The 24,489-nt window shown below is 52.0% G+C and carries 22 protein-coding genes; 17 read left to right on the top strand and 5 right to left on the bottom strand.

Features of this window, described 5'->3' with window-relative positions:
* Positions 1 to 5: 5 nt before the first annotated feature.
* The 3 genes from BN2762_RS13000 to BN2762_RS13010 form a co-directional block, all read right to left on the bottom strand.
* Positions 6 to 1,217, bottom strand: coding sequence for an AGE family epimerase/isomerase (locus tag BN2762_RS13000; protein ID WP_055107387.1), 1,212 nt, complete (start codon positions 1,215 to 1,217; stop codon positions 6 to 8).
* Positions 1,214 to 2,176 (bottom strand): glycoside hydrolase family 113, encoded by a 963-nt coding sequence (locus BN2762_RS13005; protein ID WP_055107388.1) that lies wholly within the window; start codon positions 2,174 to 2,176, stop codon positions 1,214 to 1,216. Before BN2762_RS13005 ends, BN2762_RS13000 begins: the two co-directional genes overlap by 4 nt.
* 200 nt (positions 2,177 to 2,376) lie before the next feature.
* On the bottom strand, positions 2,377 to 3,411 hold the full coding sequence (locus BN2762_RS13010) for a substrate-binding domain-containing protein (RefSeq protein WP_055107389.1): 1,035 nt from the start codon (positions 3,409 to 3,411) through the stop codon (positions 2,377 to 2,379).
* Positions 3,412 to 3,772: 361 nt separating this feature from the next.
* On the opposite strand from BN2762_RS13010, the gene BN2762_RS13015 reads away from it, so the two are divergent.
* The 13 genes from BN2762_RS13015 to BN2762_RS13075 all read left to right on the top strand — a co-directional run bounded on the left by BN2762_RS13015 (position 3,773) and on the right by BN2762_RS13075 (position 19,875).
* Positions 3,773 to 5,113 carry an ABC transporter substrate-binding protein gene (locus tag BN2762_RS13015; protein ID WP_055107390.1) on the top strand — a complete coding sequence of 447 codons (1,341 nt, stop codon included), beginning with the start codon at positions 3,773 to 3,775 and terminating at the stop codon, positions 5,111 to 5,113.
* A 109-nt stretch (positions 5,114 to 5,222) separates the two neighbouring features.
* Positions 5,223 to 6,098: a carbohydrate ABC transporter permease gene (locus BN2762_RS13020; protein ID WP_055107391.1), complete on the top strand. Its 876-nt coding sequence runs from the start codon at positions 5,223 to 5,225 to the stop codon at positions 6,096 to 6,098.
* Positions 6,099 to 6,100: 2 nt separating this feature from the next.
* Positions 6,101 to 6,934: a carbohydrate ABC transporter permease gene (locus BN2762_RS13025; protein WP_055107392.1), complete on the top strand. Its 834-nt coding sequence runs from the start codon at positions 6,101 to 6,103 to the stop codon at positions 6,932 to 6,934.
* A gap of 36 nt (positions 6,935 to 6,970) precedes the next feature.
* The gene (locus BN2762_RS13030; RefSeq protein ID WP_055107393.1) at positions 6,971 to 7,993 is read left to right on the top strand and encodes a glycoside hydrolase family 130 protein; all 1,023 of its coding nucleotides are present in this window, start codon (positions 6,971 to 6,973) and stop codon (positions 7,991 to 7,993) included.
* A gap of 133 nt (positions 7,994 to 8,126) precedes the next feature.
* Positions 8,127 to 9,086, top strand: coding sequence for an acetylxylan esterase (locus BN2762_RS13035; RefSeq protein ID WP_055107394.1), 960 nt, complete (start codon positions 8,127 to 8,129; stop codon positions 9,084 to 9,086).
* Between the two features lie 345 nt (positions 9,087 to 9,431).
* On the top strand, positions 9,432 to 11,249 hold the full coding sequence (lepA, locus tag BN2762_RS13040) for a translation elongation factor 4 (RefSeq protein ID WP_055107395.1): 1,818 nt from the start codon (positions 9,432 to 9,434) through the stop codon (positions 11,247 to 11,249).
* A 145-nt stretch (positions 11,250 to 11,394) separates the two neighbouring features.
* Positions 11,395 to 12,591: a radical SAM family heme chaperone HemW gene (gene hemW, locus BN2762_RS13045; protein WP_055110011.1), complete on the top strand. Its 1,197-nt coding sequence runs from the start codon at positions 11,395 to 11,397 to the stop codon at positions 12,589 to 12,591.
* A gap of 71 nt (positions 12,592 to 12,662) precedes the next feature.
* Positions 12,663 to 13,130, top strand: coding sequence for an N-acetyltransferase (locus BN2762_RS13050; RefSeq protein ID WP_055107396.1), 468 nt, complete (start codon positions 12,663 to 12,665; stop codon positions 13,128 to 13,130).
* 105 nt (positions 13,131 to 13,235) lie between these two features.
* Positions 13,236 to 14,270 (top strand): heat-inducible transcriptional repressor HrcA, encoded by a 1,035-nt coding sequence (gene hrcA / locus BN2762_RS13055; protein WP_055107397.1) that lies wholly within the window; start codon positions 13,236 to 13,238, stop codon positions 14,268 to 14,270.
* 49 nt (positions 14,271 to 14,319) lie between these two features.
* Positions 14,320 to 14,937, top strand: coding sequence for a nucleotide exchange factor GrpE (grpE, locus tag BN2762_RS13060; RefSeq protein ID WP_055107398.1), 618 nt, complete (start codon positions 14,320 to 14,322; stop codon positions 14,935 to 14,937).
* Between the two features lie 50 nt (positions 14,938 to 14,987).
* On the top strand, positions 14,988 to 16,838 hold the full coding sequence (gene dnaK / locus BN2762_RS13065) for a molecular chaperone DnaK (RefSeq protein WP_055107399.1): 1,851 nt from the start codon (positions 14,988 to 14,990) through the stop codon (positions 16,836 to 16,838).
* 150 nt (positions 16,839 to 16,988) lie between these two features.
* Entirely contained in the window at positions 16,989 to 18,107 is a 1,119-nt protein-coding gene (gene dnaJ / locus BN2762_RS13070) for a molecular chaperone DnaJ (protein WP_055107400.1), read from the top strand.
* A 640-nt stretch (positions 18,108 to 18,747) separates the two neighbouring features.
* A complete protein-coding gene (locus BN2762_RS13075) occupies positions 18,748 to 19,875 on the top strand; it encodes a slipin family protein (protein WP_055107401.1) in 1,128 nt (375 codons plus the stop codon).
* Positions 19,876 to 19,991: 116 nt separating this feature from the next.
* Here the strand turns inward: BN2762_RS13075 and BN2762_RS13080 are convergent, their stop codons facing one another.
* The gene (locus BN2762_RS13080; protein WP_055107402.1) at positions 19,992 to 20,270 is read right to left on the bottom strand and encodes a YxcD family protein; all 279 of its coding nucleotides are present in this window, start codon (positions 20,268 to 20,270) and stop codon (positions 19,992 to 19,994) included.
* A 3-nt stretch (positions 20,271 to 20,273) separates the two neighbouring features.
* A complete protein-coding gene (locus tag BN2762_RS13085; RefSeq protein ID WP_055107403.1) occupies positions 20,274 to 20,732 on the bottom strand; it encodes a hypothetical protein in 459 nt (152 codons plus the stop codon).
* A 226-nt stretch (positions 20,733 to 20,958) separates the two neighbouring features.
* On the opposite strand from BN2762_RS13085, the gene BN2762_RS13090 reads away from it, so the two are divergent.
* From BN2762_RS13090 to BN2762_RS13100, 4 genes are all read left to right on the top strand, one after another.
* Positions 20,959 to 22,311: an IS1182 family transposase gene (locus BN2762_RS13090; RefSeq protein WP_055107404.1), complete on the top strand. Its 1,353-nt coding sequence runs from the start codon at positions 20,959 to 20,961 to the stop codon at positions 22,309 to 22,311.
* Positions 22,312 to 22,495: 184 nt separating this feature from the next.
* A complete protein-coding gene (locus BN2762_RS13095) occupies positions 22,496 to 22,864 on the top strand; it encodes a hypothetical protein (protein ID WP_055107405.1) in 369 nt (122 codons plus the stop codon).
* A 32-nt stretch (positions 22,865 to 22,896) separates the two neighbouring features.
* The gene (locus BN2762_RS26105; RefSeq protein ID WP_074048626.1) at positions 22,897 to 23,067 is read left to right on the top strand and encodes a YfhD family protein; all 171 of its coding nucleotides are present in this window, start codon (positions 22,897 to 22,899) and stop codon (positions 23,065 to 23,067) included.
* 251 nt (positions 23,068 to 23,318) lie between these two features.
* A complete protein-coding gene (locus BN2762_RS13100) occupies positions 23,319 to 24,446 on the top strand; it encodes a Gfo/Idh/MocA family protein (RefSeq protein ID WP_055107406.1) in 1,128 nt (375 codons plus the stop codon).
* Positions 24,447 to 24,489 lie beyond the last annotated feature (43 nt).

Genomic DNA, 24,489 nt, shown 5'->3' on the forward strand with positions numbered 1-24,489 from the left:
CCATATTAATTTGTTTTGTTCAAACGCGAGATCATTTCCAGGCAAGCTCTGCCGTTATGGTAAGGGCACTTCCAGGCACTGACCTTCGGTTCGGCGGTAATCGGGGTGCCGTCCTGACGTACCGCCCAGTGCCACTCGCCATGTACGGGATCGGAGATGAACTGGCGAATGAAATGCCAGGAGCTGCGGGACGCCTCTTGGAACCTTAAGTCTCCGCTCAGCTGATAGGCATTGTAGAACCCGACCATCGCCTCGGCCTGCGGCCACCAGTCCTTGTTGGTATCGGTCAGCCCATGCTCATCTGCTTCGTTCCACAGCCCTCCGTCCTTATCTACGCCCTTGGCAAGAACCGCCTCCGCCATAGCCACAGCCACTTGCTTGACCCGCTCCAGCAGGGCATGGTTATGCTCCAGCAATTCGGCCGCTTCGACGAGCAGCCAGCTTCCTTCAATGTCATGGCCGTAGGAGATATGTGTGCTCTTTACATGCCACTCCTCATCAAAGAACAGATGGAAATGGGCGTTCTCCGGATGGATGATATGATCCAGCGTAACCTCGATGAGCTCGGTGAGCTTCTGCTCCAACCTTTCTGATTTCCATACCCGATACAGGTTGGTGTAGGCTTCGAGCACATGCAGATGGGTGTTCATCGACTTTTTCTCGTTGAGATCCTTGTTGCTTAAGGTCAGATCGTCAGTAACCTGCCAATCGCGTGCGAGCGCCTCGATATAGCCCCGGTGGACGGGATCGTAGCTGTGCTTCTCCAGCAATTCAAACAGCTGGGCAGCCTGCTGTACCGGCTCGGGGCGTCCGGATGCCAGATGGTATTCGGAAAGCGCATATATGACGAAGGCTTGGCCGTATACCTGTTTTTTATCCTGAATAGGCCGGCCGGTGTAATCTACCATCCAGTAGAGCCCTCCGAACTCTTTATCCACGAATGCATCCTGCAAATAAGCGTAAGCCCTGTCTGCCGTCTGCAAATATCCGGCATGCGGATAAACGCGGTGGGCGGCCGCAAAGGTCCACAGAATTCGGGCATTCAGGACTAGGCTTTTCGCGGCCTTCGGCTGAATTGCTCCAGTGTGATCCATCCCTCCAATGAATCCGCCATAATCCTCATCCATCGTGCGCTCCATCCAGAAGCGCAAAATGTTATTATTCAGCTCATCTTCGATTTCCGCCAGCCAGGCAGCGGAGTTTGCTTGTTCAGTCACTGCTCCATCCCCTCATTTCTTCTCTTGGACGTGTAGTAATCGTAAATGATTGTCTCCGCCTTCTTGCCATAGACGCAGTAGCCGTCATCTGCCGCCGCCTCCTCGCGGGAATACAGCCTGGCCGGCCAATCCCAGAGCATGAAGCCCTGAACCCAATCCCTACTGTCGCATGCCCGGAACATCGCTTCGTAGAATCTGGCCTGCTCATCCTGGTCGGCGGGGCCGGCTAGCGTCCAATCGTTGGGAATGGCCGCCGAGCCGCTGCGGCTGGGGCAGCCGGCTTCCATGAAGAAGAAGGGCTTGCCGTGAGTCTTCACTACGTTCTCGATCCGATCAAGCTGGGCTTCCCAATCGCCGGCCGGGTAGTAGCCGCTGGAGGAGATGATATCCAGGGCATCCCACCAGCCGACGTTATCCTCCTGATATTTATCGCAATTATACGTAATGAGACCGTTATATACGCCGCGAACCTCGGCGATCAGCTGACGCCATTCGGCCTCCCGCCGATCCGTCTGCACCATTTCGCAGCCGATGCACAACATTTCGCAGCCCGTCTCCTCAGCGATCCGGGCAAAATGAAGGATGTAGGCGCTGTAGGAGCGGAACCAATCGGACCACTTGGGCTCGCATGGCACATCCTTATCAAAAAAATTAATATGCGCCCGCCAGGTGCCGTCCGCACAGTTGACGATCGGCTTCAGGCATACGTTCAATCCTAGGCTCTTGGCCTCCCGTATCGCCCATCTTACTTCTTCGTCCGTGACTGTCGGCGCTTCCCAATAAGGGATTTCGGTAGAATTAGCGGTAGCCTGGATCGCCGAGAAGGCGATGGCCGTCCAGCTGGCCCCCGTCGCCGCCGCCATCTGTTCCATGGAATGTCTGGCTTCATCATTCGCCCATGTTCCGCGAACGCCCATGAAGCCCCATGTCATTCCGGCGATGAAATCCGGCATGTTCATCGTATCAGCCTCTCTTTGTTAGTAAGTGGTGGAATCGTACTAATTCATTGAGTGAAGCAGGGATCGATCCTTTCGTTAGTTTTGTTATCATAATTTTATTATTGTTATATAACTAATTTATAGATGTTTTCAGGGAATAAATCAACCGTTAATTGTGGCAAAACTAAAAAAAACCGCCCATATGGGCGGTTTGTCCGGTTTCAGTTGCAGGAGGCCTTCGGCGATCCGTCAGCTGCTTTCCGAACCGATTGGCGGTAAATGATCTTGCCCTGCACCATTACGCGTCCGAACTTGCGGTGCGGGTTCTCGATTTTGTCCATCATCAGCTTGACGGCCGATTTGGCCATCTGCTCGATGTCCACCTCCACCGTCGTAAGCTGCGGCGTAGTTAATGTGGCGTATATATCATTATCGAAGCCAACGACGGAGCAGTCGTCCGGAATGCTGTAACCCAGCTGCTTCAGCTTGTCTACGAGCAGATAGGCGATTTGGTCGCAATTGCAGACGAAGGCGGTGGGCAGCGGGCTTGGAAGCCCGATATCGATGAATTTTCCTTTCTCGTCCCGGTCGCTCAATATCAAGGTCTGATCCAGCTGCAGTCCATGCTCCAGCAAGGACTTATAGTAGCCCAGGAACCGGTCCTGAATGCTGCTAGTTGAATAGATGTTTCCTACATAGGCGATTCTTCGGTGACCGTTGCGGATCAAATAGTTTGTCATTTCATAGGCCCCGTAAAAGTTGTCGGTAACGATAGAATCGATGTCGGCATGCTCATCGTAGAAGTCGAGGAACAATTTTGGAAGATTCATGTTCTGAACCGTCTCGATATACCTCTTGCTGATTTGGCCGAGAACAATGATGCCGTCGACTTTTTTCTCACTATAGACCCGCGGGAAGTTCAGCTGCTCCTCATCCTCGTTGCTCAGGATGTTGAGAATGCCGAAATACCCGTATTGATCAAGCAGCAGCGAAATCTGCTGATATACGCGCAAATAGAAAGAGTGGGATACTCCCGTGAATCGCTCCGGGATGAGCACGCCGATATTCTTCGACAGTCCGTCCTTAATGGACTTGGCCGCGGAGTTGTAGCGGTATCCCATTTCCCCGGCTAAGGCCTTAATCTTCTGCTTAAGCTCCTCGCTAACGCCTTCCTTATCGTTAAGTGCTTTGGATACCGTAACGCTGCTCACGCCGAGCTTATTAGCGATATCCCGCATCGTAATGTTGCTTTTCATGAAATCACCTGCTTTCGCGTTATAACTTTAATGCCGTGCCTACAGGTAGTATACATTTATATGATTTAAAGATAAAGAAAAGTTTACAAAAGCAATAAAATTAGCTAATCGTTAACCTAACATTCTTGTCTATTTAAGTGATCCAAATGGTACTTTCTGAAACTTTCGATATATTCTGCAATTAAGTTTCTTAAAAATATAAAGTGAGTTATAAAACGCTGAATTCGTAAGGGATACAGGGTTTGAAAACGATTTGAAAACAAAAGCATAAAATTAAATGATTGACGGGTAAGCGCATCCAGTATAACATTTGAATTGTAAGTTACCGATAACTTAATTTAGATTGAGAGGGGTTGCAAGAGTGAAAAAACGCAAATTGGTATTGGGGTTAATGGCTTTGACGCTCATTCTTGGGCTGCTCGCAGGCTGCGGAGGCAAAGGCAATAACGGGGAAGCCGGCGGCGGGACAAGCAGTGACGGAGCGGCAAACGGGGATGGCGGCGGAATCAAAGGAGAAATTACCGTAATCACGCAAAGAACAGATATTGTGGATACGGTATTCAAGCAGTACGCCGCAGAATTCAACAAGCAGTATCCCGATGTAAAGGTGAATTTTCAGGCGCTATCCGATTATGAAGGGCAAATCACGGTGCGAATGAGCTCCGATGATTACGGGGATGTCCTTCTTCTGCCGACGAGCATTCCGCTCGAGGATACGCCGCAGTTCTTTGAACCGCTTGGGGATCTGGCGGAAATGAGCAAGCAGTATATCGGTCTTGAAGAAAGGGCGGTTGACGGCAAGGCCTATGGCATACCGATCGCGGTTAACTTCTCCGGCGTCTTATATAACAAGAAAGTGTTCGCAGACGCTGGCGTAACGACGGCGCCGAGAACGCCGGATGAGTTCATGGCGGCGCTGAAGGCGATTAAGGAGAAGGGCGACGCCATTCCGCTGTATACGAACTACGCCGACGGCTGGCCGCTGACGCAATGGGAGGCCGTGCTTACGACGGTTGCGGGCGACGTGGATTACGTCAATGTCAAGCAGCCGAGCACGGATGATAACTTCGTGCCGGGACAGCCTCATTACGAGCTGTATAAAGTGATGTACGATGCTGCTGCCCAAGGGCTGATCGAGAAGGATCCGACGACAACGAACTGGGAGGCGTCCAAGTCCGATATCGCTAACGGCAAAATCGGCGCAATGGTGTTAGGCTCCTGGGCCATCGGGCAGGTGAAGGAGCAGGCGGCTAATCCGGACGACATTGCTTATATGCCGTTCCCGACAAATGCCCAGGAAGTCATTATGCCGCTGGCGGATGACTATACGCTGGGGATCAGCAAGCACAGCAAGAACAAGGCTGCTGCGAGAGCATGGGTCGACTGGTTCATTAACGAATCCGGCTATCCTACTACGGAGGGCGGGGGCATGAGCCCGGTCGTCGGTGCGCCGCTGCCCGACACCCTGAAGCAATTTGAAGGCACGGACATTAAGTTTGAATTGCAGACGCCGGCGCAGCCAGGCCAGGAGGGCTGGGTGGACAAGATCGATAAAGACGCCGAAATCGGCCTGTGGCAGCCGGACTTCAAGAAGCGGATCATTGAAGCCGCCATCGGCAACCGCAAGGAATCTTACGATGACATTATGAAGGAGCTCAACGCTGCATGGGTTGAATCCCGGGCGAAAGTAATTCAGCAGTAAGCGATCCGGCTTCATTGCGAGTTGAGACCATAGGGAGGAGAACGCGCTGCAGCGCGTTCTCCCTCTCGTACCATATCAAGACAGAAAGCAAGGCCTGGAGGTGTGAGTGGTGTTTGCAAACCTAAGCTACAAGACGCAAAGGCGAATCATAATTATCGCTTTCTCGCTGATTCCGGTCGTCTTATTATTCACGTTTGCTTATCTCCCTGTATTCAACATGTTCAAATACAGCTTTACGAATTGGAACGGTTATAGCAAAAGCTTTGATTACGTCGGCTTTGAGAACTACAAGACGATTTTTACGAATCCAAAGTATTTTTCCGTATTCAAGGTCAGTCTCTATTATTTCGGAGCGACCTTCGTACAGATGGGATTAGCCCTTTACTTTGCTACCATACTTAGCTTTAATGTACGCTTTAAAAATTTCTTTAAAGGCGTTTTATTTTTTCCTTATCTGCTCAATGGGGTAGCCATCGGCTTCATCTTCCTGGTCTTCTTCCGTCCGGACGGCACGCTGGATACGCTGCTTCAGGTTCTCGGGCTGGGGCATTTATCGCAGGGCTGGCTTTTGAACCCGAGCATAATTAACATTTCGCTTGCAGGGGCGTCCCTGTGGAGGTACATGGGCTTCAACTTCATTATTTTCCTGGGGGCCATATCCTCCATCGGCAAGGACATCTACGAGGCTGCCGACATTGACGGCGCCAACCGCTGGCATCAATTCAGACATATTATCCTGCCCAGCATCAAGCGGATTCTGCAGCTGAACTTGATTTTGGCTATTAGCGGCGCCATCAGCGCCTTCGATATTCCATACATTATGACCGGGGGCTCCAACGGAAGCAACACCTTCGTGATCCAGACGGTCGACGTTGCATTTAAATACAGCAAGCTGGGTCTTGCTTCGGCTATGGCCGTCGTGCTGCTCATCATCGTCATTCTCGTGACGCTGCTCCAGCGGGTTCTGATTAAGGGGGATGATTGATCATGTATAGGCTGAAATATGCAGTAGGCAGCGCGTTCAAGTATATGACTCTAATTCTGGGTGCCTTCACGGCCCTGATTCCGATTATCGTTGTGTTCTTCTCTTCCTTAAAAACTAACGCCGAATACGGTGCGACCAGCCCGCTCGATCCGCCGCAAAACTGGACGAATTTTTCGAATTACACCAAGGCGTTCATCGATGGAAAAATGCTGCTTGGCTTCGGCAACACCGTTTTTATACTCGTTATTTCTATAATTGGAGCGACGCTGATCGGCTCAATGATCGCTTATGTCCTCAGCCGGTTCAAATTCCGGGGGAGCAAGCTGTTAATGGGCGCATTCCTGCTCGCTACCTTGATCCCGAGCGTTACGACGCAGGTGGCAACGTTCCGCATTATTGATGCGCTGGATTTGGTGAATACCCGATTTGCTCCTATTGTGCTTTATTTGGGTACCGATATTATTGCCGTATATATTTTCCTGCAATTTCTGGATACGATTTCGGAATCCCTGGATGAGTCGGCAATGCTGGACGGCGCCTCCTACATCACGATCTTCTTCAAAATCGTGCTGCCGCTTCTCGCTCCGGCTATCGTAACGGTCATCATCGTGAAGGGCGTTAATATTTACAACGATTTCTATACGCCGTTCCTCTACATGCCAGGGGAGAATCTGCAGGTCATATCGACCGCCTTGTTTAAATTCAAGGGACCTTACGGCTCGCAGTGGGAGGTCATTTGCGCAGCCATCATAATTACGATCATTCCTATCCTGGTCGCATTCATCGCACTGCAGAAGTATATATACAATGGCTTCGCGCAGGGTTCAGTGAAATAAACCTAATGATTATTGCTTTGGAAGGAGACATACCTCATGACAGAAGTACGTATTATTGGAGAACAACTGCTCCATATGCCTTGGCAGGAGAAGCCGGCGGGCACAGCCGGACCCGTGTGGAGACATAGCGATAACCCGGTGATCCAGCGCAACCCGGCCAAGGGCATTGCCCGTATTTTCAACAGCGCGGTCGTCCCGTTCGAGGGACGGTTTGTCGGGGTGTTCCGCGCGGAAACGATTAACGGCCGGCCCCATTTGCATCTCGGATGGAGTGATGACGCGCTGAGCTGGACGATCGAAGAAGAGCGGATCGCTTTCGTCGACGAAGCCGGCAAGCCGTTCCAGCCGAATTATGCGTACGATCCGCGGCTCGTTAAAGTGGAAGGAACCTACTATATTATCTGGTGTACTGATTTCTACGGAGCTGCAATCGGCATAGCCAAGACGGATGACTTCAAGACGTTCGTTCGCCTGGAGAATCCCTTTCTGCCGTTCAACCGCAACGGAGTGCTCTTCCCGCGCAAGATCAACGGCAATTTCGTCATGCTGTCCCGTCCGAGCGACAGCGGGCATACGCCGTTCGGCGACGTGTTCCTTAGTGAAAGTCCTGACCTTGTCTACTGGGGCAAGCACCGTCACGTCATGACCAAGGGCGGGCAGGGCTGGTGGCAATCGGTGAAAATCGGCGGGGGTCCTGCCCCGATTGAGACGACGGAAGGCTGGCTCATGTTCTACCACGGTGTAACGGGAACGTGCAACGGGCTCGTGTACAGCATGGGCGCGGTCATCCTTGACCGGGATGAGCCGTCCAGGGTGAAGTATCGTTCAGCGAATTACGTGCTGACGCCGGAAGAATGGTATGAGGAGCGCGGCTTCGTTGGCAACGTCGTGTTCCCGTGTGCGACGCTGCATGATGCGGGGACGGGCAGGATCGCCATCTATTATGGGGCTGCGGATACATACGTCGGCGTAGCCTATACGACGGTGCAGGAGATCGTGGATTATGTAAAGGCGACGAGCGAGGAAGTCGCCGACGATGCCGAGATTGGCATTATGTAGCCCTTAATGTTGGGCCAAGCGCCCAATCGGGCCCGAGCGATATCGGGCAATTGCAGGCGGTATCATTTCAGCAGAGGATGGATTCCTTCAAACAGGATTGATTCCATCCTCTTATTGTTAGGAGGTTGCATGAATGGGCAGCGACATGACTTTAGCGGAATTGACAAAATATGAGGGCAGCAGTCCAAGGCCGGCTGATTTTGATTCCTACTGGGAGAGGGCGCTTCAGGAGCTCGACGGGCAGCCGCTGGACTACGAGCTGGTTCCCGCTGATTTTGCCACTCCTCTTGCGGATTGCTATCATCTTTATTTCACTGGCGCAGGCGGAGCGCGGATTCATGCCAAATATGTCAAGCCGAAGCGGCTGGAGGGCAAAGGCCCTGCAGTGGCGATGTTTCACGGTTATTCCTGCGATAGCGGAGACTGGGCGGATAAGGTGAACTATGCGGCTCACGGCATTACGGTGCTGGCGATGGATTGCCGCGGCCAGGGCGGCCTGTCCGAGGATAACCTGACGGTGCAGGGGACGACGCTTCGCGGCCATATTATCCGGGGAATCGATGATCCGAATCCCGACAAGCTGTATTTCCGCAATGTCTTTCTGGACACCGTGCAGACGGCCAGAATTCTTATGCGCATGGATCATGTGGATCCTGAACGCATCGGCGTGCACGGCCTCTCGCAGGGCGGGGCTCTCGCCACAGCCTGCGCAGCGCTTGAGCCGAGGGTCAAGCTCGCTGTGCCGGTATATCCGTTCCTGTGCGACTACCGAAGAGCCTGGGAACGGGATATTACGACTTCGGCTTATGAAGAGCTGCATTATTATTTCCGGTCCTTCGATCCTCACCACCTGCGGGAGGAAGAAATTTTCATGAAGCTTGGTTATATCGACATTCAGAACCTGGCCAGCCGGATCAAGGCTAAGGTGCTGTTCGTGACCGGACTGGCCGATACGATCTGTCCGCCGTCCACGCAATTTGCGGTCTATAACAAAATTCGCTCGGAGAAGGAACTGCTGGTTTACCACGAATATGGCCATGAGTATTTGCCGTATTTGGGAGATCGTACCTTGCGGGCTTTTTTGAAGTTGTAGCCGTTTGAATGATCCAATAGCTTCTTATTTATATAGAAGAAAATTTAGCTAGAGGAAATGTCCCAGTGCAGGTTATAAGGAAGCCTGCGCCGGGGCATTCTTTATTGTTGGGCGAATGGGGCATCGTGCTGCAGAGGCAGCCGGAGCACCAGCCTTGAACGCCAGGCTTGTGCCTAAGCTTTGTGCACAGGCCTTAGGTACTAGCCTTAGGGATTAGTCTTAAGAAGCAGCTTTATGTACAAGTTTACAAGTTCTGAAGCCTCGCCAAGGCTGACATTGATGATGACTCTTATACCTGATATAATAAATTGATTATACTTCTAAGGATTTGTGGTGGGGGTAACAATGACAGATATTAGAGCAAGGCAGCAAAAAATTCGGAATTTCTGTATTATTGCGCATATCGACCATGGCAAATCAACGTTGGCTGACCGGATTTTGGAGTATACCGGGGCATTGACCTCACGGGAAATGCAGCAGCAGGTACTTGATACGATGGATTTGGAGAGAGAACGTGGAATTACGATTAAGCTTCAGGCCGTACGCCTCTCCTACCGTGCAGACGATGGCGAAGAATACGTGCTTAATTTGATTGATACGCCGGGACACGTCGACTTCACGTATGAGGTATCCAGAAGCCTGGCCGCCTGTGAAGGGGCTCTTCTGGTCGTCGATGCCGCGCAGGGAATCGAAGCGCAGACGCTGGCTAATGTATACTTGGCTTTGGATAACAACCTTGAGATATTGCCGGTGATCAACAAGATCGATCTGCCGAGCGCCGATCCAGATCGTGTGAAGCAGGAGATCGAAGACGTCATCGGTCTGGATGCGAGCGAGGCCGTCCATGCTTCGGCGAAGGCCGGCATTGGCATTAGGGAGATCATTGAGCAGGTTGTGCAGAAGGTGCCTGCGCCGGCGGGGGATCCCGACGAGCCGCTGAAGGCGCTCATTTTCGACTCGCATTATGATCCGTACAAAGGCGTTATCGTGTATGTCCGCGTCATTAACGGGCACATCAAATCGGGCTCCAAGATCAAAATGATGGCGACCGGCAAGACGTTCGAGGTCATCGAGGTCGGCGCATTCATGCCGCGGATGACAATGGTAGACGAGTTGAACGTCGGGGACGTCGGATTTATCGTCGCCGGTATCAAGACGGTGGGCGACACGCGCGTCGGGGATACGATCACGGATGCGAAGAACCCGACGGCAGAGCCGCTGCCGGGATACCGCAAAATCAATCCGATGGTATTCTGCGGGCTGTACCCGATCGACACATCGGATTACAACGATTTGCGGGAAGCGCTGGAGAAGCTGCAGCTGAACGATGCTTCGCTGAGCTTTGAGCCGGAGACCTCCAGTGCGCTCGGCTTCGGATTCCGCTGCGGATTCCTTGGCCTGCTGCATATGGACGTCATACAGGAGCGCATCGAGCGGGAGTTCAATATTCCGCTCATTACGACCGCGCCAAGCGTTATTTATAAAGTGTCCCTGACGAACGGAGAGACGATATCGATCGATAACCCGTCCAACTATCCGGAGGTCGGCAAGATCGACCACGTGGAGGAGCCGTACGTCAAAGCGTCCATCATCGTGCCGAACGATTTCGTGGGCACGGTCATGGAGCTTTGCCAGAGCAAGCGCGGGGAATTTATCAACATGGAATACCTGGATACGACGCGGGTAACGATCACGTACCAGATTCCGCTATCCGAAATCGTGTACGATTTCTTCGACCAGCTCAAGTCCAGCACGAAGGGCTATGCTTCCTTCGACTATGAGCTATCGGGCTACCGTCAGTCGAATCTCGTCAAAATGGACATCCTTCTGAACGGGGAGCAGGTCGATGCGCTGTCCTTCATCGTTCACAGGGAGCGGGCCTACCATCGCGGCCGCGCGATTTGCGAGAAGCTGCGCGAGCTGATTCCGCGCCAAATGTTCGAGGTGCCGATCCAGGCCTCTATCGGTACGAAGATTGTCGCGAGAGAGACGGTCAAGGCAATGCGCAAGAACGTGCTTGCGAAGTGTTACGGCGGCGACATCTCCCGGAAACGTAAATTGCTGGAGAAGCAAAAAGAAGGCAAGAAGCGCATGAAGCAGGTAGGTAACGTAGAGGTGCCGCAGGAGGCGTTCATGGCGGTGCTGAAAATCGACGACAATTAATCGATCATCCTGCATGGATGGACAAGGAAAGCCGAGCGGCTTTCCTTTTTCCGTACTATCGTTGGATGCATCTATGGGATTTCGCAATTACAGACGAAATTAACCAACAAGAAGGAGGAGCATTAGCGTGAACCATCAACTGAAACTGGACGGGAGGGAGTCTAGGAATTCCTTCAATCGTCCAAGCACGGCTCCTCAAGCCGTATATATCCATATCCCGTTTTGTACGAATAAATGCTTCTACTGTGATTTCAACTCGTACGTCCTCAAGGATCAGCCGGTGATGGATTATTTGCGGGCGCTTGACCGGGAGATGGAGCTGACGGTGCGCGAGACGCCGCCTGGAGAGATTAAGAGCATCTTCGTTGGCGGCGGTACGCCGACCGTGCTCAAGCCGGATGAAATGGAGTTCTTCCTCTCCTCTGTTCGCCGCCATTTTCCCGATTGGGCGGCCGATATCGAATTCTCGATGGAGGCCAATCCTGGAACAACGGATCGCGACAAGCTGGCCGTGATGAAGGACGGGGGCGTCAATCGCGTCAGCTTCGGCGTGCAGGCCTTCCAGAACGAGCTGCTGAGCGGCATCGGGCGAATTCATAATACGGATGACGTATTCCGCAGCCTGGAGAATGCAATGGCAGCCGGGCTGGATAATCTGTCGATCGATCTGATGTTCGGCCTGCCGAATCAGACGGTGGAGATGCTGGATTACAGCATGTCCAGGGCACTGGAGCTTGGCCTGCCGCATTATTCCATCTACAGCCTCAAGGTCGAGGAGAACACGCTATTCCATACGTTGTATCAGAAGAATCAGCTCCCCCTTCCGGCGGAAGAGGATGAATTGAAAATGTACTTGCTGCTGATGGAGCGGATGGAGCAGGCCGGATACAAGCAGTACGAGATCAGTAATTTTGCGAAGCCCGGCTATGAGAGCCGCCATAATATCACGTACTGGCGCAATGAGGATTATTACGGGCTCGGCGCGGGCGCCCACGGTTACGTGAATCGCTGCCGCCATGTCAACATTAAGGGCGTTAACCCATATAATGAAGCAACTCAGCAGGGGCGGCCGATTTTGGAGCGCTTTGAGGTACCCCGCGAGGAAGCGATGGAGGATTTCGTCATGGTTGGCCTACGCGTGCTGGAGGGGATTTCGGATGACCGGTTCCAGCGCCAGTTCGGAGTCCGGCTTGAAGATATGTTCGGGGAGCAGCTAGGCAAAATGCTGAATGCCGGGCTGCTGGAGAGAACGGCTGCAGGCGGCTACCGGTTGAGCCGGAAGGGGATCTTGTTTGGCAACGAGGTATTCGCCGAGTTTGTAGGCGCCTTGGACGGAAAATAATATATTGAACTTATATACGCTTTGTTGTATATTTATTCATATTATTGTGCCGGATTCGAGGAGGGATAAGCATGCCTGCTGTAGCTGTATGCAGAAGAGCAAAGCTGGAGGACGTAGAGCCTCTATTTCAGATGATTGATGGATATGCCCAGCGGGGCATCATGCTGCCGCGTTCAAGAGAGGTGCTGAGCCGGCAGATCGACGACTTCGTCGTTACCGAGGTAGACGGTCTCGTCGTTGGCTGCGGATCCCTGTGCCGTCTTGGCGATGAGCTTGTGGAAATCCGGTCGCTGGGCATTGCGGAAGGGTATAAAGGGCGCGGGCTCGGCTCTCTGCTTGTGGCGCAGCTGGTTGAGGAAGCGAAGAGTCTCGGCATTCCTAAAGTCATGGCGCTCACTTATGAAGTTTCTTTTTTTCTGAAAAACGGATTTACCGTCGTAGAGAAGGATATTTTTCCGGAGAAAGTCTGGACGGACTGCATTCACTGCCCGAAGCAGCATGCTTGTGACGAAATAGCAGTGCTTAAGATACTGAACTGACTTGACAATCGTCTTGTCGGTTTGGTATTTTTGTATTAGCGATTAGCACTCGATATGAGTGAGTGCTAACGGTACGGTCAAACATCTAATTTGGGAGGGATTTTCATGTTAACGGAACGCCAAAGAATGATTTTGACAGCCATTGTAGATGATTATATTCGTTCGGCGGAGCCGGTGGGATCCCGAAGCATTTCAAAGCGGGGCGATGTCGGCTACAGTCCGGCGACGATTCGCAATGAAATGGCAGATTTGGAGGAGCTCGGATTTCTTGAGCAGCCTCATACCTCAGCTGGCCGTATTCCGTCTAATAAAGGATACCGATATTATGTTGATCATATGATGCCGCTGAACCTGCTGACCCCGGAAGAGCTGGGAACGATAAAGTCCTTTTTTGCTGAGAAGCTGAACGCGACGGAGCAGGTCATACAGCATGCAGGCACGATTTTGTCGCATATGACGAACTATACCTCTATTTTGCTTGGGCCCGAAGTATTCCATACTTCTCTTCGCCATTTTCAGCTGCTGCCGCTTAACGATACTGCGGCAGTTGCGATTATTGTGACGAATACGGGGCAGGTAGAGAACAAGACGGTCTCGATCCCGCCAGGCGTATCCATTTCGGAAATCGAGAAGGTCGTCAATTTGCTTAATCACAGGCTGGCCGGCGTACCGATTTATAAATTGAAATCCGCCCTTTACAACGAAATCGGTCAGGAAATGCAGCGGCATATCGACCATTTCGAGGATTTGATCAAGGTGCTGGATGAAGCGCTCGACAGCGACGGGACCGAAGGGCAGCGGCTGTTCCTCAGCGGAACCACCAATATGCTGACACAGCCGGAGTTTCGGGACGTCGACAAGGTGAAGAGCATTTTAGACCTCCTGGAGGAGACGCCGACATTAACGAAGATGATGACCTCGGCTTCGAAGGGATCAGGCATTCAGGTGCGTATCGGTACCGAGAACAACCATGAGGCTTTTGCGAACTGCAGTCTGATTACGGCGACCTATGCCATTGATGGCGGCGCTGTAGGCACGATCGGCATTTTGGGGCCGACGAGAATGGAGTATGCCCGGGTCATGCGGATTTTGGATATGCTATCCAAGGATTTAACAGAATTCCTGTCCCGCTTACATTAATCATGAGCATGATATTCATTGGCAACCGCAGGTTAAGGAGGTGAACATCTTGAAGGAGCAGGAACCGATTCAAGACAACATCAATACGAATGTAGAGGAAGAGTTGGAAATGAGCGATAACCTGAATCAAGAAAATACAGTCGACGAGAATAACACGCCGGAGGAGCAAGCAGCGAGCGAGCAGCAGGCTGCCGAATCCAGCCCGGCTGAGGAGAGCAATAAAGAGGTAGAGGCGCTTCGCGCTGAATTGGAAGAGCAGCAGCAGAAGCTGCTGAGAGCGCAGGCGGACTTCGATAACTTCCGCAGGCGTACCCAGAAAGAGAAGGAAGAGCTTGGGAAGTACGCTTCCGCGAAGCTGATCACCGAGCTGCTGCCGGTTATTGATAATTTCGAGCGAGCGATCGCCAGCGGCGAGCAGGGCACGGATGTCACATCCTATGCCAAGGGCGTGGAAATGATTTTCCGCCAGCTTGAGGGCGTGCTGGGAAGCGAAGGCTTGAAAGCGATGGAGACTGTCGGCGAGCCGTTCAATCCGGAATTTCATCAGGCGATTATGCAGGTGGAGTCGGATGAGCATGAAGAAGGCATCGTAGTCGAAGAGGTACAGAAAGGGTATATGTTGAAGGACAAGGTACTTCGTCCGGCGATGGTTAAAGTCAGCGGTTAGATGATGAAGTACACACATACGCACAATCTATTAAGGAGGACATTACTTATATGAGTAAAGTAATCGGTATTGACTTAGGAACCACCAATTCTTGCGTAGCCGTTATGGAGGGCGGCGAGGCGGTCGTTATTCCTAACCCGGAAGGCGCGCGCACAACGCCATCCGTTGTAGGCTTTAAGAAAGACGGCGAGCGCGTTGTCGGCGAGACGGCAAAACGCCAGGCTATTACGAATCCGGATCGCACGATCATCTCGATCAAGAGACATATGGGAACGAACCATAAGGAGAATATCGACGGCAAAGAAATGACGCCGCAGGAAATTTCGGCGATCATTCTGCAGAAGCTGAAATCCGATGCCGAAGCCTATCTTGGCCAACCGGTGACCCAAGCGGTTATTACTGTTCCGGCTTATTTCAATGACAGCCAGCGCCAAGCGACGAAGGACGCAGGTAAAATCGCGGGCCTTGAAGTGCTGCGTATCGTGAACGAGCCTACGGCTGCGGCACTTGCATACGGCATGGAGAAAGCTGAAGACCAAACGATTCTTGTATATGACCTGGGCGGCGGTACGTTTGACGTATCCATTCTGGAGCTTGGGGACGGCTTCTTCGAAGTTAAGGCAACCAGCGGGGACAACAGCTTGGGCGGCGATGACTTTGACCAAGTGATCATCGACTATCTGGTAGCTGAATTCAAGAAAGATCAAGGTATCGATCTTAGCAAGGACAAAGCGGCTGTACAGCGGCTTAAAGATGCTGCCGAGAAGGCGAAGAAGGAATTATCCGGCGTCCTGACGACGACGATTTCCCTTCCGTTCATCACGGTAGCCGACGGCGTGCCTCAGCACTTGGAGATGAACCTGACTCGCGCCAAATTCGAAGAGTTGTCCGCACATCTCGTAGAACGGACGCTTGAGCCGACACGCCGTGCACTCAGCGACTCCGGCCTGACTCCTGCGGAAATCGACAAGGTTGTATTGGTCGGCGGATCTACGCGGATTCCTGCCGTTCAAGAAGCGATCAAGAGACTGACCGGCAAAGAGCCGCATAAAGGCGTTAATCCCGATGAAGTTGTTGCTCTTGGCGCTGCGGTGCAAGCGGGCGTTCTGACAGGCGACGTTAAAGACGTGGTATTGCTCGACGTTACTCCGCTGTCCCTCGGGATCGAAACCGCAGGCGGCGTATTCACAAAAATGATCGAACGCAACACGACAATTCCAACAAGCAAATCGCAAATCTTCTCTACTTATGCAGATAACCAGCCTAGCGTTGAGATTCATGTTCTGCAAGGGGAGCGCGAAATGGCGGCAGGCAACAAAACGCTGGGTCGCTTTATGCTGGGCGACATTCCACCGGCACCGCGCGGTGTACCGCAAATTGAGGTTACCTTTGATATCGATGCCAACGGGATCGTTAACGTGTCGGCAACGGATAAAGGAACCGGCAAGAGCCAGAAAATCACAATCACTTCTTCCAGCGGCTTGAGCGACGAGGAAGTAGAGAAAATGATGAAGGACGCCGAGCTTCATGCAGAGGAAGACAAGAAGCGCAAAGAGCTTGTAGAAGCGAAAAACAACGGCGACCAGCTCATTTACAGCGTAGAAAAAACGATCAAAGATCTTGGCGACAAAGTCGACGCTGCCGAGGCGGAGAAGGCGAATGCAGCTAAAGACGAGCTGAAGAAGGCGCTCGAAGGCGATAACATCGACGAGATCAAAGCCGCTTCTGAGAAGCTGACGGAGATTGTACAGCAGCTTTCCGTGAAGCTGTATGAGCAAGCAGGAGCCGCCCAAGCGGGTCAAGCTGCAGGCGCCGACGGCGCTGCTGCCGGAGGCCAAGGCAAAGACAATGTCGTAGACGCGGAATATGAGGTCGTTGACGAAGACAAGAAGCAGAACTAATCGCTGCATGCCAGCGGTTGGTTAGGCTGCACACTTTGGTGAACCGGGAAGGTCAAAGCGCGGGGCATTCCGTGCTTTGACTTTCCTTTTGCCGGATTAAGGGATTTGCTCAGGAGAGAGCAGAGCTATAGCAATAGTGGGGGTGGAAGGATGGCTGAAAAACGCGATTATTATGAGGTGCTGGGCGTTGGCAAAAGCGCGACAGACGATGAGATCAAGAAAGCCTATCGCAAGCTGGCGCGTCAGTATCACCCTGACGTCAACAAGGCGCCGGATGCGGAGGATAAATTCAAAGAAGTAAAAGAAGCTTATGATGTCCTTAGCGATTCGGGGAAACGCGCCCGCTACGATCAGTATGGCCATATCGATCCGAATCAGGGGATGGGCGGCGGATTTTCCGGCGCGGATTTCGGCGGCTTCGGCGATATTTTCGATATGTTCTTCGGCGGCGGCGGCCGCCGCGATCCGAATGCGCCGCAGCGCGGGAACGATTTGCAGTATACGATGACGATCGAGTTCAAGGAAGCCATCTTCGGCAAGGAGAGCGACATTACGATTCCTCGCACGGAGAACTGCGATACATGCTTCGGCTCCGGGGCGAAGCCGGGAACGAAGCCGGAGACGTGCTCCGTCTGCCACGGCACAGGGCAGCAGGAGGTCGTTCAGAACACGCCGTTCGGCCGTATGGTGAACCGCCGGGCCTGCGGCAACTGTGCGGGGAAGGGTCAAATCATCAAAGACAAGTGCCCGACCTGCCAAGGCAGCGGCAAGGTCAAGAAGCAGCGTAAAATCCACGTCCGCATTCCAGCCGGAGTGGATGACGGCGCTCAGCTGCGGATGAGCGGCGAAGGGGAGGGCGGCTTGCGCGGCGGACCGCCGGGAGATTTGTACATCGTCATCCGCGTGAAGCCTCATGATTTCTTCGAGCGCGAGGGCGATGACATATACTGCGAAATCCCGTTGACCTTTGCCCAGGCGGCACTGGGGGATGAAATCGAAATCCCGACGCTGACGGAGAAGGTGAAGCTGAAGGTACCGGCAGGTACGCAAACAGGCACTTATTTCCGCTTGAAGGGCAAAGGGGTTCCGCGGCTGAGGGGCATCGGCCAGGGTGATCAGCATATCAAGGTGGTCGTTGTGACGCCAAGCAAGCTCAGCGACGAGCAGAAGGATCTTCTGCGCCAGTTCGCCGCGCTTGACGGGGAGCACACCCATGAGAATGAACAGTCGTTCTTTGACCGAATGAAGCGGGCATTCCGCGGAGATTGATCGGCAGCGTACAGCTGTCATCGTAAGCCGAAGTGAACTGAATAGACACAGAGTATCGATTGCACCGACGCCGTCATGGCGTCGGTTTTTTCTTTTTGCAGAGAAAATCCGGTTCGTAATACTTTCACCATGTTCGTTCCTCCCGAAATAAGCGATGATAGCTATGAGATCATGCACGGCTGGCTTTACCCAGGCGAGGATGTCCGATCATTCCGCAGTGCAGGCATAAAATCTATGCTTGGCATGCTGTAATGTCAGAGGCATGAAATCTCCAAATGCAAGGGTTCGAATCCCTTATCCTTATGGAAGGATTAGCTCAGTGGTAGAGCGCTCGACTGTTAATCGAGAGACAAAGCTACAGATGATGGCCTGATGGAGGGATCCTCGGTGGCTAGTTACGCACGCTGCGGCATAAGCTTTGCAGCCTTGCGGATACCGTAATTGCACTCTGGATGCAGTCCCGGGAAGGGGAAGCGGAACAGACCGGAAGAGGGCAAGCGATCTTGCGGAATGTCCAGGGATGCTTCGGCGGGAAGCAGGCGGAAGGCAATTCTTAAGCAGGGCTCCGCTGATGCGGCAGGGAGGATGCCTCTGCATTAGGTCATAAAGGCGGTGAGCCGCCTAGGAGGAGGAAGATTAAATGTTGAAAAAAGTAACAATACATAAAGGAATGCGCGGCTTGCTGTTTAAGCAGGGAAATTATGAAAAAATGCTGCAGCCGGGGACATACCGCCTCTCCCCGTTTACCGAAAGCCATATCCTTGTGGTTGACACTGCACTGCCGTTCGAGGTGGACGGCAAGGATCTGCAGCTGTTCATGCATGACGACATGCTCAGGCAGGAGCTTGAGGTCGTTCAGGTTATGGACCACGAGTACGTGCTGCATTACGAGGACGGCCGGTTCAGCGGGCTTCTCCGGCCGGGAACCTATGCTTTTTGGAATGTTCTGAAGAAGCACAGCTTCATTCATGTCGATATTCGCAATCCCGAACTGCCGGCCGCGATTGATCCGGTTATTATTCCGAAGCTGACGGGCTGGTATCATGTGCTGGAGGTGGCCGATCATGAAGCGGGTGTGCTGTACTACAATCACGTCATGCAAAGAGAGCTTGCGCCCGGAAAATATTACTTCTGGAGAGGTCCTGCAGCGGTAACTGTGCAGAAGATCGACCTGCGCCAGCAGCAGCTGGACATGACGGGGCAAGAGATGATGACCGAGGACAAGGTTACGCTCCGGCTGAATTTTGTTTGCCAATATAGAGTAACCGAGCCGCTCCGGGTGCTGGGGATCAAGTCCTTCGAGGACCAGATTTACATTCAGCTGCAGCTGATACTGCGGGAGTATATCGGAAGCTTGAAGCTCGATGATCTATTGAGAATGAAGCAGGAAATAGCGGATTTCGTACTGACCCGATTGCAGGAGAAGGAGCAGGAATACGGTGTTCGCTTCGTCTCAGCAGGGGTCAAGGATATCATTTTGCCGGGAGACATCCGCGATATTTTGAACACTGTTCTTCTGGCCGAGAAAAAAGCGCAAGCCAATCTCATCACCCGCCGCGAGGAAACCGCATCGACCCGCAGCCTGCTTAACACGGCCAAGCTGATGGACGAGAACGAGACGCTGTACCGCTTGAAGGAGCTGGAGTTCCTGGAGAAGATTTGCGACAGAATCGGCTCAATCTCTTTAACCGGGGGGAGCAGCCTGCTTGAGCAGCTTAATTTCTTACTGGGAGCAAGCCGAGCAGATGGGACCAACCCAAAGGCCTGAAGGGAAGCTATGGTGAACTAGCCATTTAAGCCGGCGATCCCCCTCTTTTCCGAAAAAAAGTGATCCCAATAAAAAGGCACCCTTATCGTCTAAGACGACAGGGGTGCCTGTTCATATTACTGCCGGATAGATGCCGTAATCTCCTCGTCCAGTTCCAGGGTAATATCTTCCTTGAATGTCCGGATGCCGTATTCCTTATACACGTACTGAATAATCGCTTCTATAATGTTCAGCTCGATCAAGTAGCGGCTTCGCCCGTTAGCCCATACCTCGCCGGTATAACCGGTATCCTCATCCCAGCACAGCTCCACCTGAATATCGGTAGGACGCAAGCCGGTACGATCCGCGGTATGGAGACATATCGCGTTGATGATCTCATCCATGCTTAGAACCATAGGTTAGAATCTTCCTCCGCGGTGATCATAGTCGTCATTGCGCGGGCCTTGGGAGGTCTGCGGCTTCTTGAATCTGCGGAACAGGGCCACGGCGATCATCACGATCAGATAGATGGCAAAAAGGTTAACAGCCAAACCAAGCAGTTCGCCGAAGAAGCCCATGCCTCCGAACAGTCCGCCGAACAGCAGGCCGGCCAAACCGCCGACCATCATGCCCTTCATGAAGCTGCCGCCGCCGAAGAAGCCCGTTCTAGTATTATTCGCTCCGTTCGTTGTGGCCGTGGACTTGTTGGTCGTGTTCGTTTCCGACTTGTTCACGTTGCTTGATTTCTTTGGCGTATTCGTGTAGCTGCGAGGCCCGGATTTAAAGCCGCCGCCTCGTCTCGCATCGGCGAAATCCGCAGAGGCGAAGGAGAAGAATAGAGTGAATACCATCACGAGCACCGTCATTTTTTTGAACATACCTAAAGTAAACCCTCCTACCATTTAAAAATGTATTTATATAAGAGTATATACGAAACGTCCCGATAATAGTTTCAAATTTTAAAAGAAAGTATCATTTGAATCAATTTCATAAATCAAAAGCCTTGCCACGACTGGTTTTTAAGGCATAGAAAAAGGAGTACCTCCCCAAATCTCGAATTAGTATAGTGACCAAACCAAACTAATGAGACGAGGTGAACTCCCTATGCCATATATTCGACACGAGAGTTTATTTACCCTGCAAGAACTTTATGAAATGGAACAAAAAGATCGTTTTCGTGAGGTTTTTTCTACGATTGACATTGCACCTATTCTACGTTTGGTCAGAAAAACATCTCTTTATGGTGCGCCCATTGAAGTGAATTATAGGTCAATGGTCTATTCCTTGATCATCCGAATCGTAGAACGTATTCCTACGATCAAAGATTTAATAAAGAGACTTCAACATGACATCTTATTTCGCTTGGATTGTGGCTTTATGCTGTCAGAATCGATCCCATCGGCTTCTTCTTACTCCCGATTAATGCGTAAGATAAGCGAAAGCCATGCGCTAGAAGAGATGCAACAGCAGCTACTAGAACATGCCATGGCCGAAGGATTTATTACAGACGATACGGTTGCTATTGATGCTACCCATATCGAAGCTCGAGATCAGGCGCCTGCAAAGCAAGAAAAGGAAAAGCCAGAACCCAAAAAGCGTGGGCGAAAAGCGAAAGCTGAACGCGAAGCTTGGTTGAAACAAAAACAAGAAGAAGAGGAGCAAAAACCAATCTTCGAGAAAGAAATCGCTGCCCAATTACATGAGCCGTTCAACATTTTACGAGATCAAATGCCTCTTGATCCGCAATGGGGAGTCAAGAAGAATAGCGATGGCAAAAATGTCTTTTGGTATGGCTATAAAGGTCACCTTGCCGTAGGATCGCAGAGTCAATATATCCTTGGAGCAATGCTATCTTCTGGGAGCTTGAATGATGGTAAAGCTGCCATTCCGCTCCTAAAAGGGATGGCATTACAGCATCCGAATTTCAATATCAAGTACGTAACCATGGATGCTGGATATGATTATGAAGCCATATACAAGCAAATTCGAGAAGCAGATGCACATGCTGTTATTGCTTATAATCGTCGGCGGGAACCAGAACTTGTTGGATTTGACGAATACTTCGCACCCACTTGTGTCAGGGAACATTCTTATCGCTATGACAGCTACGATCCAACCTATGAAATACTCAAATATGTTCGACCGAAAGAATGTGCAAGCTGTCCATTAGCGCATGATTCACTTTGCCAGAAGGTCTATAAAATGAAGATTACAACGGATCTTAGAAAATATACCGCTCCGGCCAGAGGCTCAAAGCAGTGGAAAGAAATTGCTAAGAGACGATCTGCAGTGGAAAGAGTGAATGCTTACTTGAAAGAATTTTTCCAACTGAACAATGTGAGACATCGAACAGGTCAAAAAGCTAAGGTTCATTTAAACTTGGTTACTTTAGTTTACAATTGCATGAAGTTAGCGTGTGATCGTTTAAGCCGTCAGTTACAAGAACGAGCCGCATAGTTTTTTTTAAAATGGAAATGCTTTAATTCGGTTAGTCTACGATTTTGTAACTAAGCATTATGAAATTGATTCATTTGCATAAAGTGCCATTCAATACCGCATCCTATTGTATTAAGAAACTGCGTTTGAAGCAGGTTCAATGCATGCCGAAGGATGAAGGACGAAGGAAGGCAGGTGCTTACAGATGGCTGAAAAAAATATACTCGCTTATTTCAAAAGTCCTGAAGAGGCGGAAGGCGCTGCCCGGAAGCTGCAGGCCCTTCGGGTCGTGGATTTATCCATCGATCGCTTCAGCAGATATCCCGGCGAGGGCTATGATCCGCTAAATCCGGTCACCGGCAAAGTATCCAGCCTGGCGGCAATAACCCAGGACGCGGAAATCACCAGCCGTTCCGCAGGCATTCTGTCGGCTGCCGATCCGGCGGCCAGCGGGATGAGCCATGGGGGACAAGGCGGACCGACGGGCCACGACATTCTGCTTACGGTTGTCGTGGACGAATCCAGTCATCACCAGGCTTTGCGGATTATTGAAGAGCTGGGCGGAATGATGTAACCGATAAGCACCAGAAGGAGGGAAGCGTGAAGATGAGCGAGCATAAACAGGAGACAAAACGAGCTTACGCCGGTAAAATCTCCAAAGCATCCATCGGTCATAATGAGGATGTGGAATTTTCCGAAGAGCTGGCCGATCAGGAGGATTGGGAGGCATTGGAACGCAGCGAGCGAGCGGATCGCCGGCAGCAGCAGCGCCTCTAGCTGACGAAGTATCCGCGCTGTGCTGCGGTTCGGGAGCATAAATAGCTCAGTTAGCTGCGCATGCTCCCGTGTATGGATTAGAGCAGAAGACAGGGTTTCCGGTCTTGTGCTCTTTCTTTTTGCCAGAGATGTATTGAACTTTATGGATTATATAATCAGCTTCATATCCCATATATTTGACCGCTGAAAAATGGATTGACAGCTGTTGTCCGGCCTTATAAGTTCAAAGCATACGGACAGGAGGAAGCAGGATGGACAAGATTAGAATAGGTATCGTAGGCGCCGGACAAATCGGAAAGGCGCATTTAGAACAGTATATGGAGATTCCAGGCGCTGCGGTCATCGCGATATGCGACATTAATCTGGAGGAGGCCCGCCGGGCTGCAGGCAAGCACGGCATTGCCAAGGTATACGCAGATTACCGGGAGATGCTGGAGCAGGAGGAGCTGGATGCGGTCGACGTATGCCTGCATAACAACTATCATATGCCGGTTACGACGGCGGCCCTCGAAGCTGGCAAGCATGTGTACTGCGAGAAGCCGATCGCTGGCTCCTACGCGGACGGCTTGCGAATGTTAGAGACGGCCAGCCGCTGCGGCCAAATGCTGCATATTCAGCTTGCGCATTTGTATGACATAGAGACGAGGGCAGCCAAGCAGCTCATAGATGCCGGCAAGCTTGGGAAGCTGTACCATGCCAGATCCACAGGCTTTCGGCGCCGAAACCGCCCATATGTCGATGGTTACGGAACTGCTGCATTTACGAGGCAGGAGACCGCCGGCGGCGGGGCTTTATATGATATGGGCGTGTACCACATTGCCCGCATGCTGTATCTCATGGGCAATCCTAAGGCCGAGCGGATTACGGGACGAACCTATCAGGAGATCGCCATGGATGAGGAGCGCAGGGCCCGGTCCGGCTTCGATGTCGAGGAGATGGCGGCAGGCTTCGTTCTTCTTGAGGGCGGGATTACGCTCGATATCATCGAGTCCTGGGCGCTGCAGCTCGGAGGCCTGGAGGGCAGCTCGATCGTCGGATCGGAGGGCGGAATCCGGCTGTCTGGAGCCGTATCGGACAGGGAAGCGAACGGTTTCAGCTACCATACGACCATCGCTGACCTGGACATGGATTGTACGGTCAACCTGGAGCGCGCCGACTGGCGCCAGCGGATGCTGAGTCCCTATCCGGATGCCTACGCATCGTCCCAGCATCACTGGATATCCGCCCTGAAGGGGCAGGTCCCGCTATTGCCCACTGCGGAAATTGCGCTGAACACGATGCTGATCAGCGAGGGGATTTATCTATCTCAACGACTGGGGCGCGAAGTCAGCGCCGATGAGGTCGCGCAAGCCTCCAAATCCAGCGCGATCGGACTATAGCCGCTTGCATAAGCGGCTTTTTGTTTCCCCGGATATTATATAG

Origin of the sequence: Paenibacillus ihumii (genome assembly GCF_001403875.1) — a bacterium.
Classification (GTDB): domain Bacteria; phylum Bacillota; class Bacilli; order Paenibacillales; family Paenibacillaceae; genus Fontibacillus; species Fontibacillus ihumii.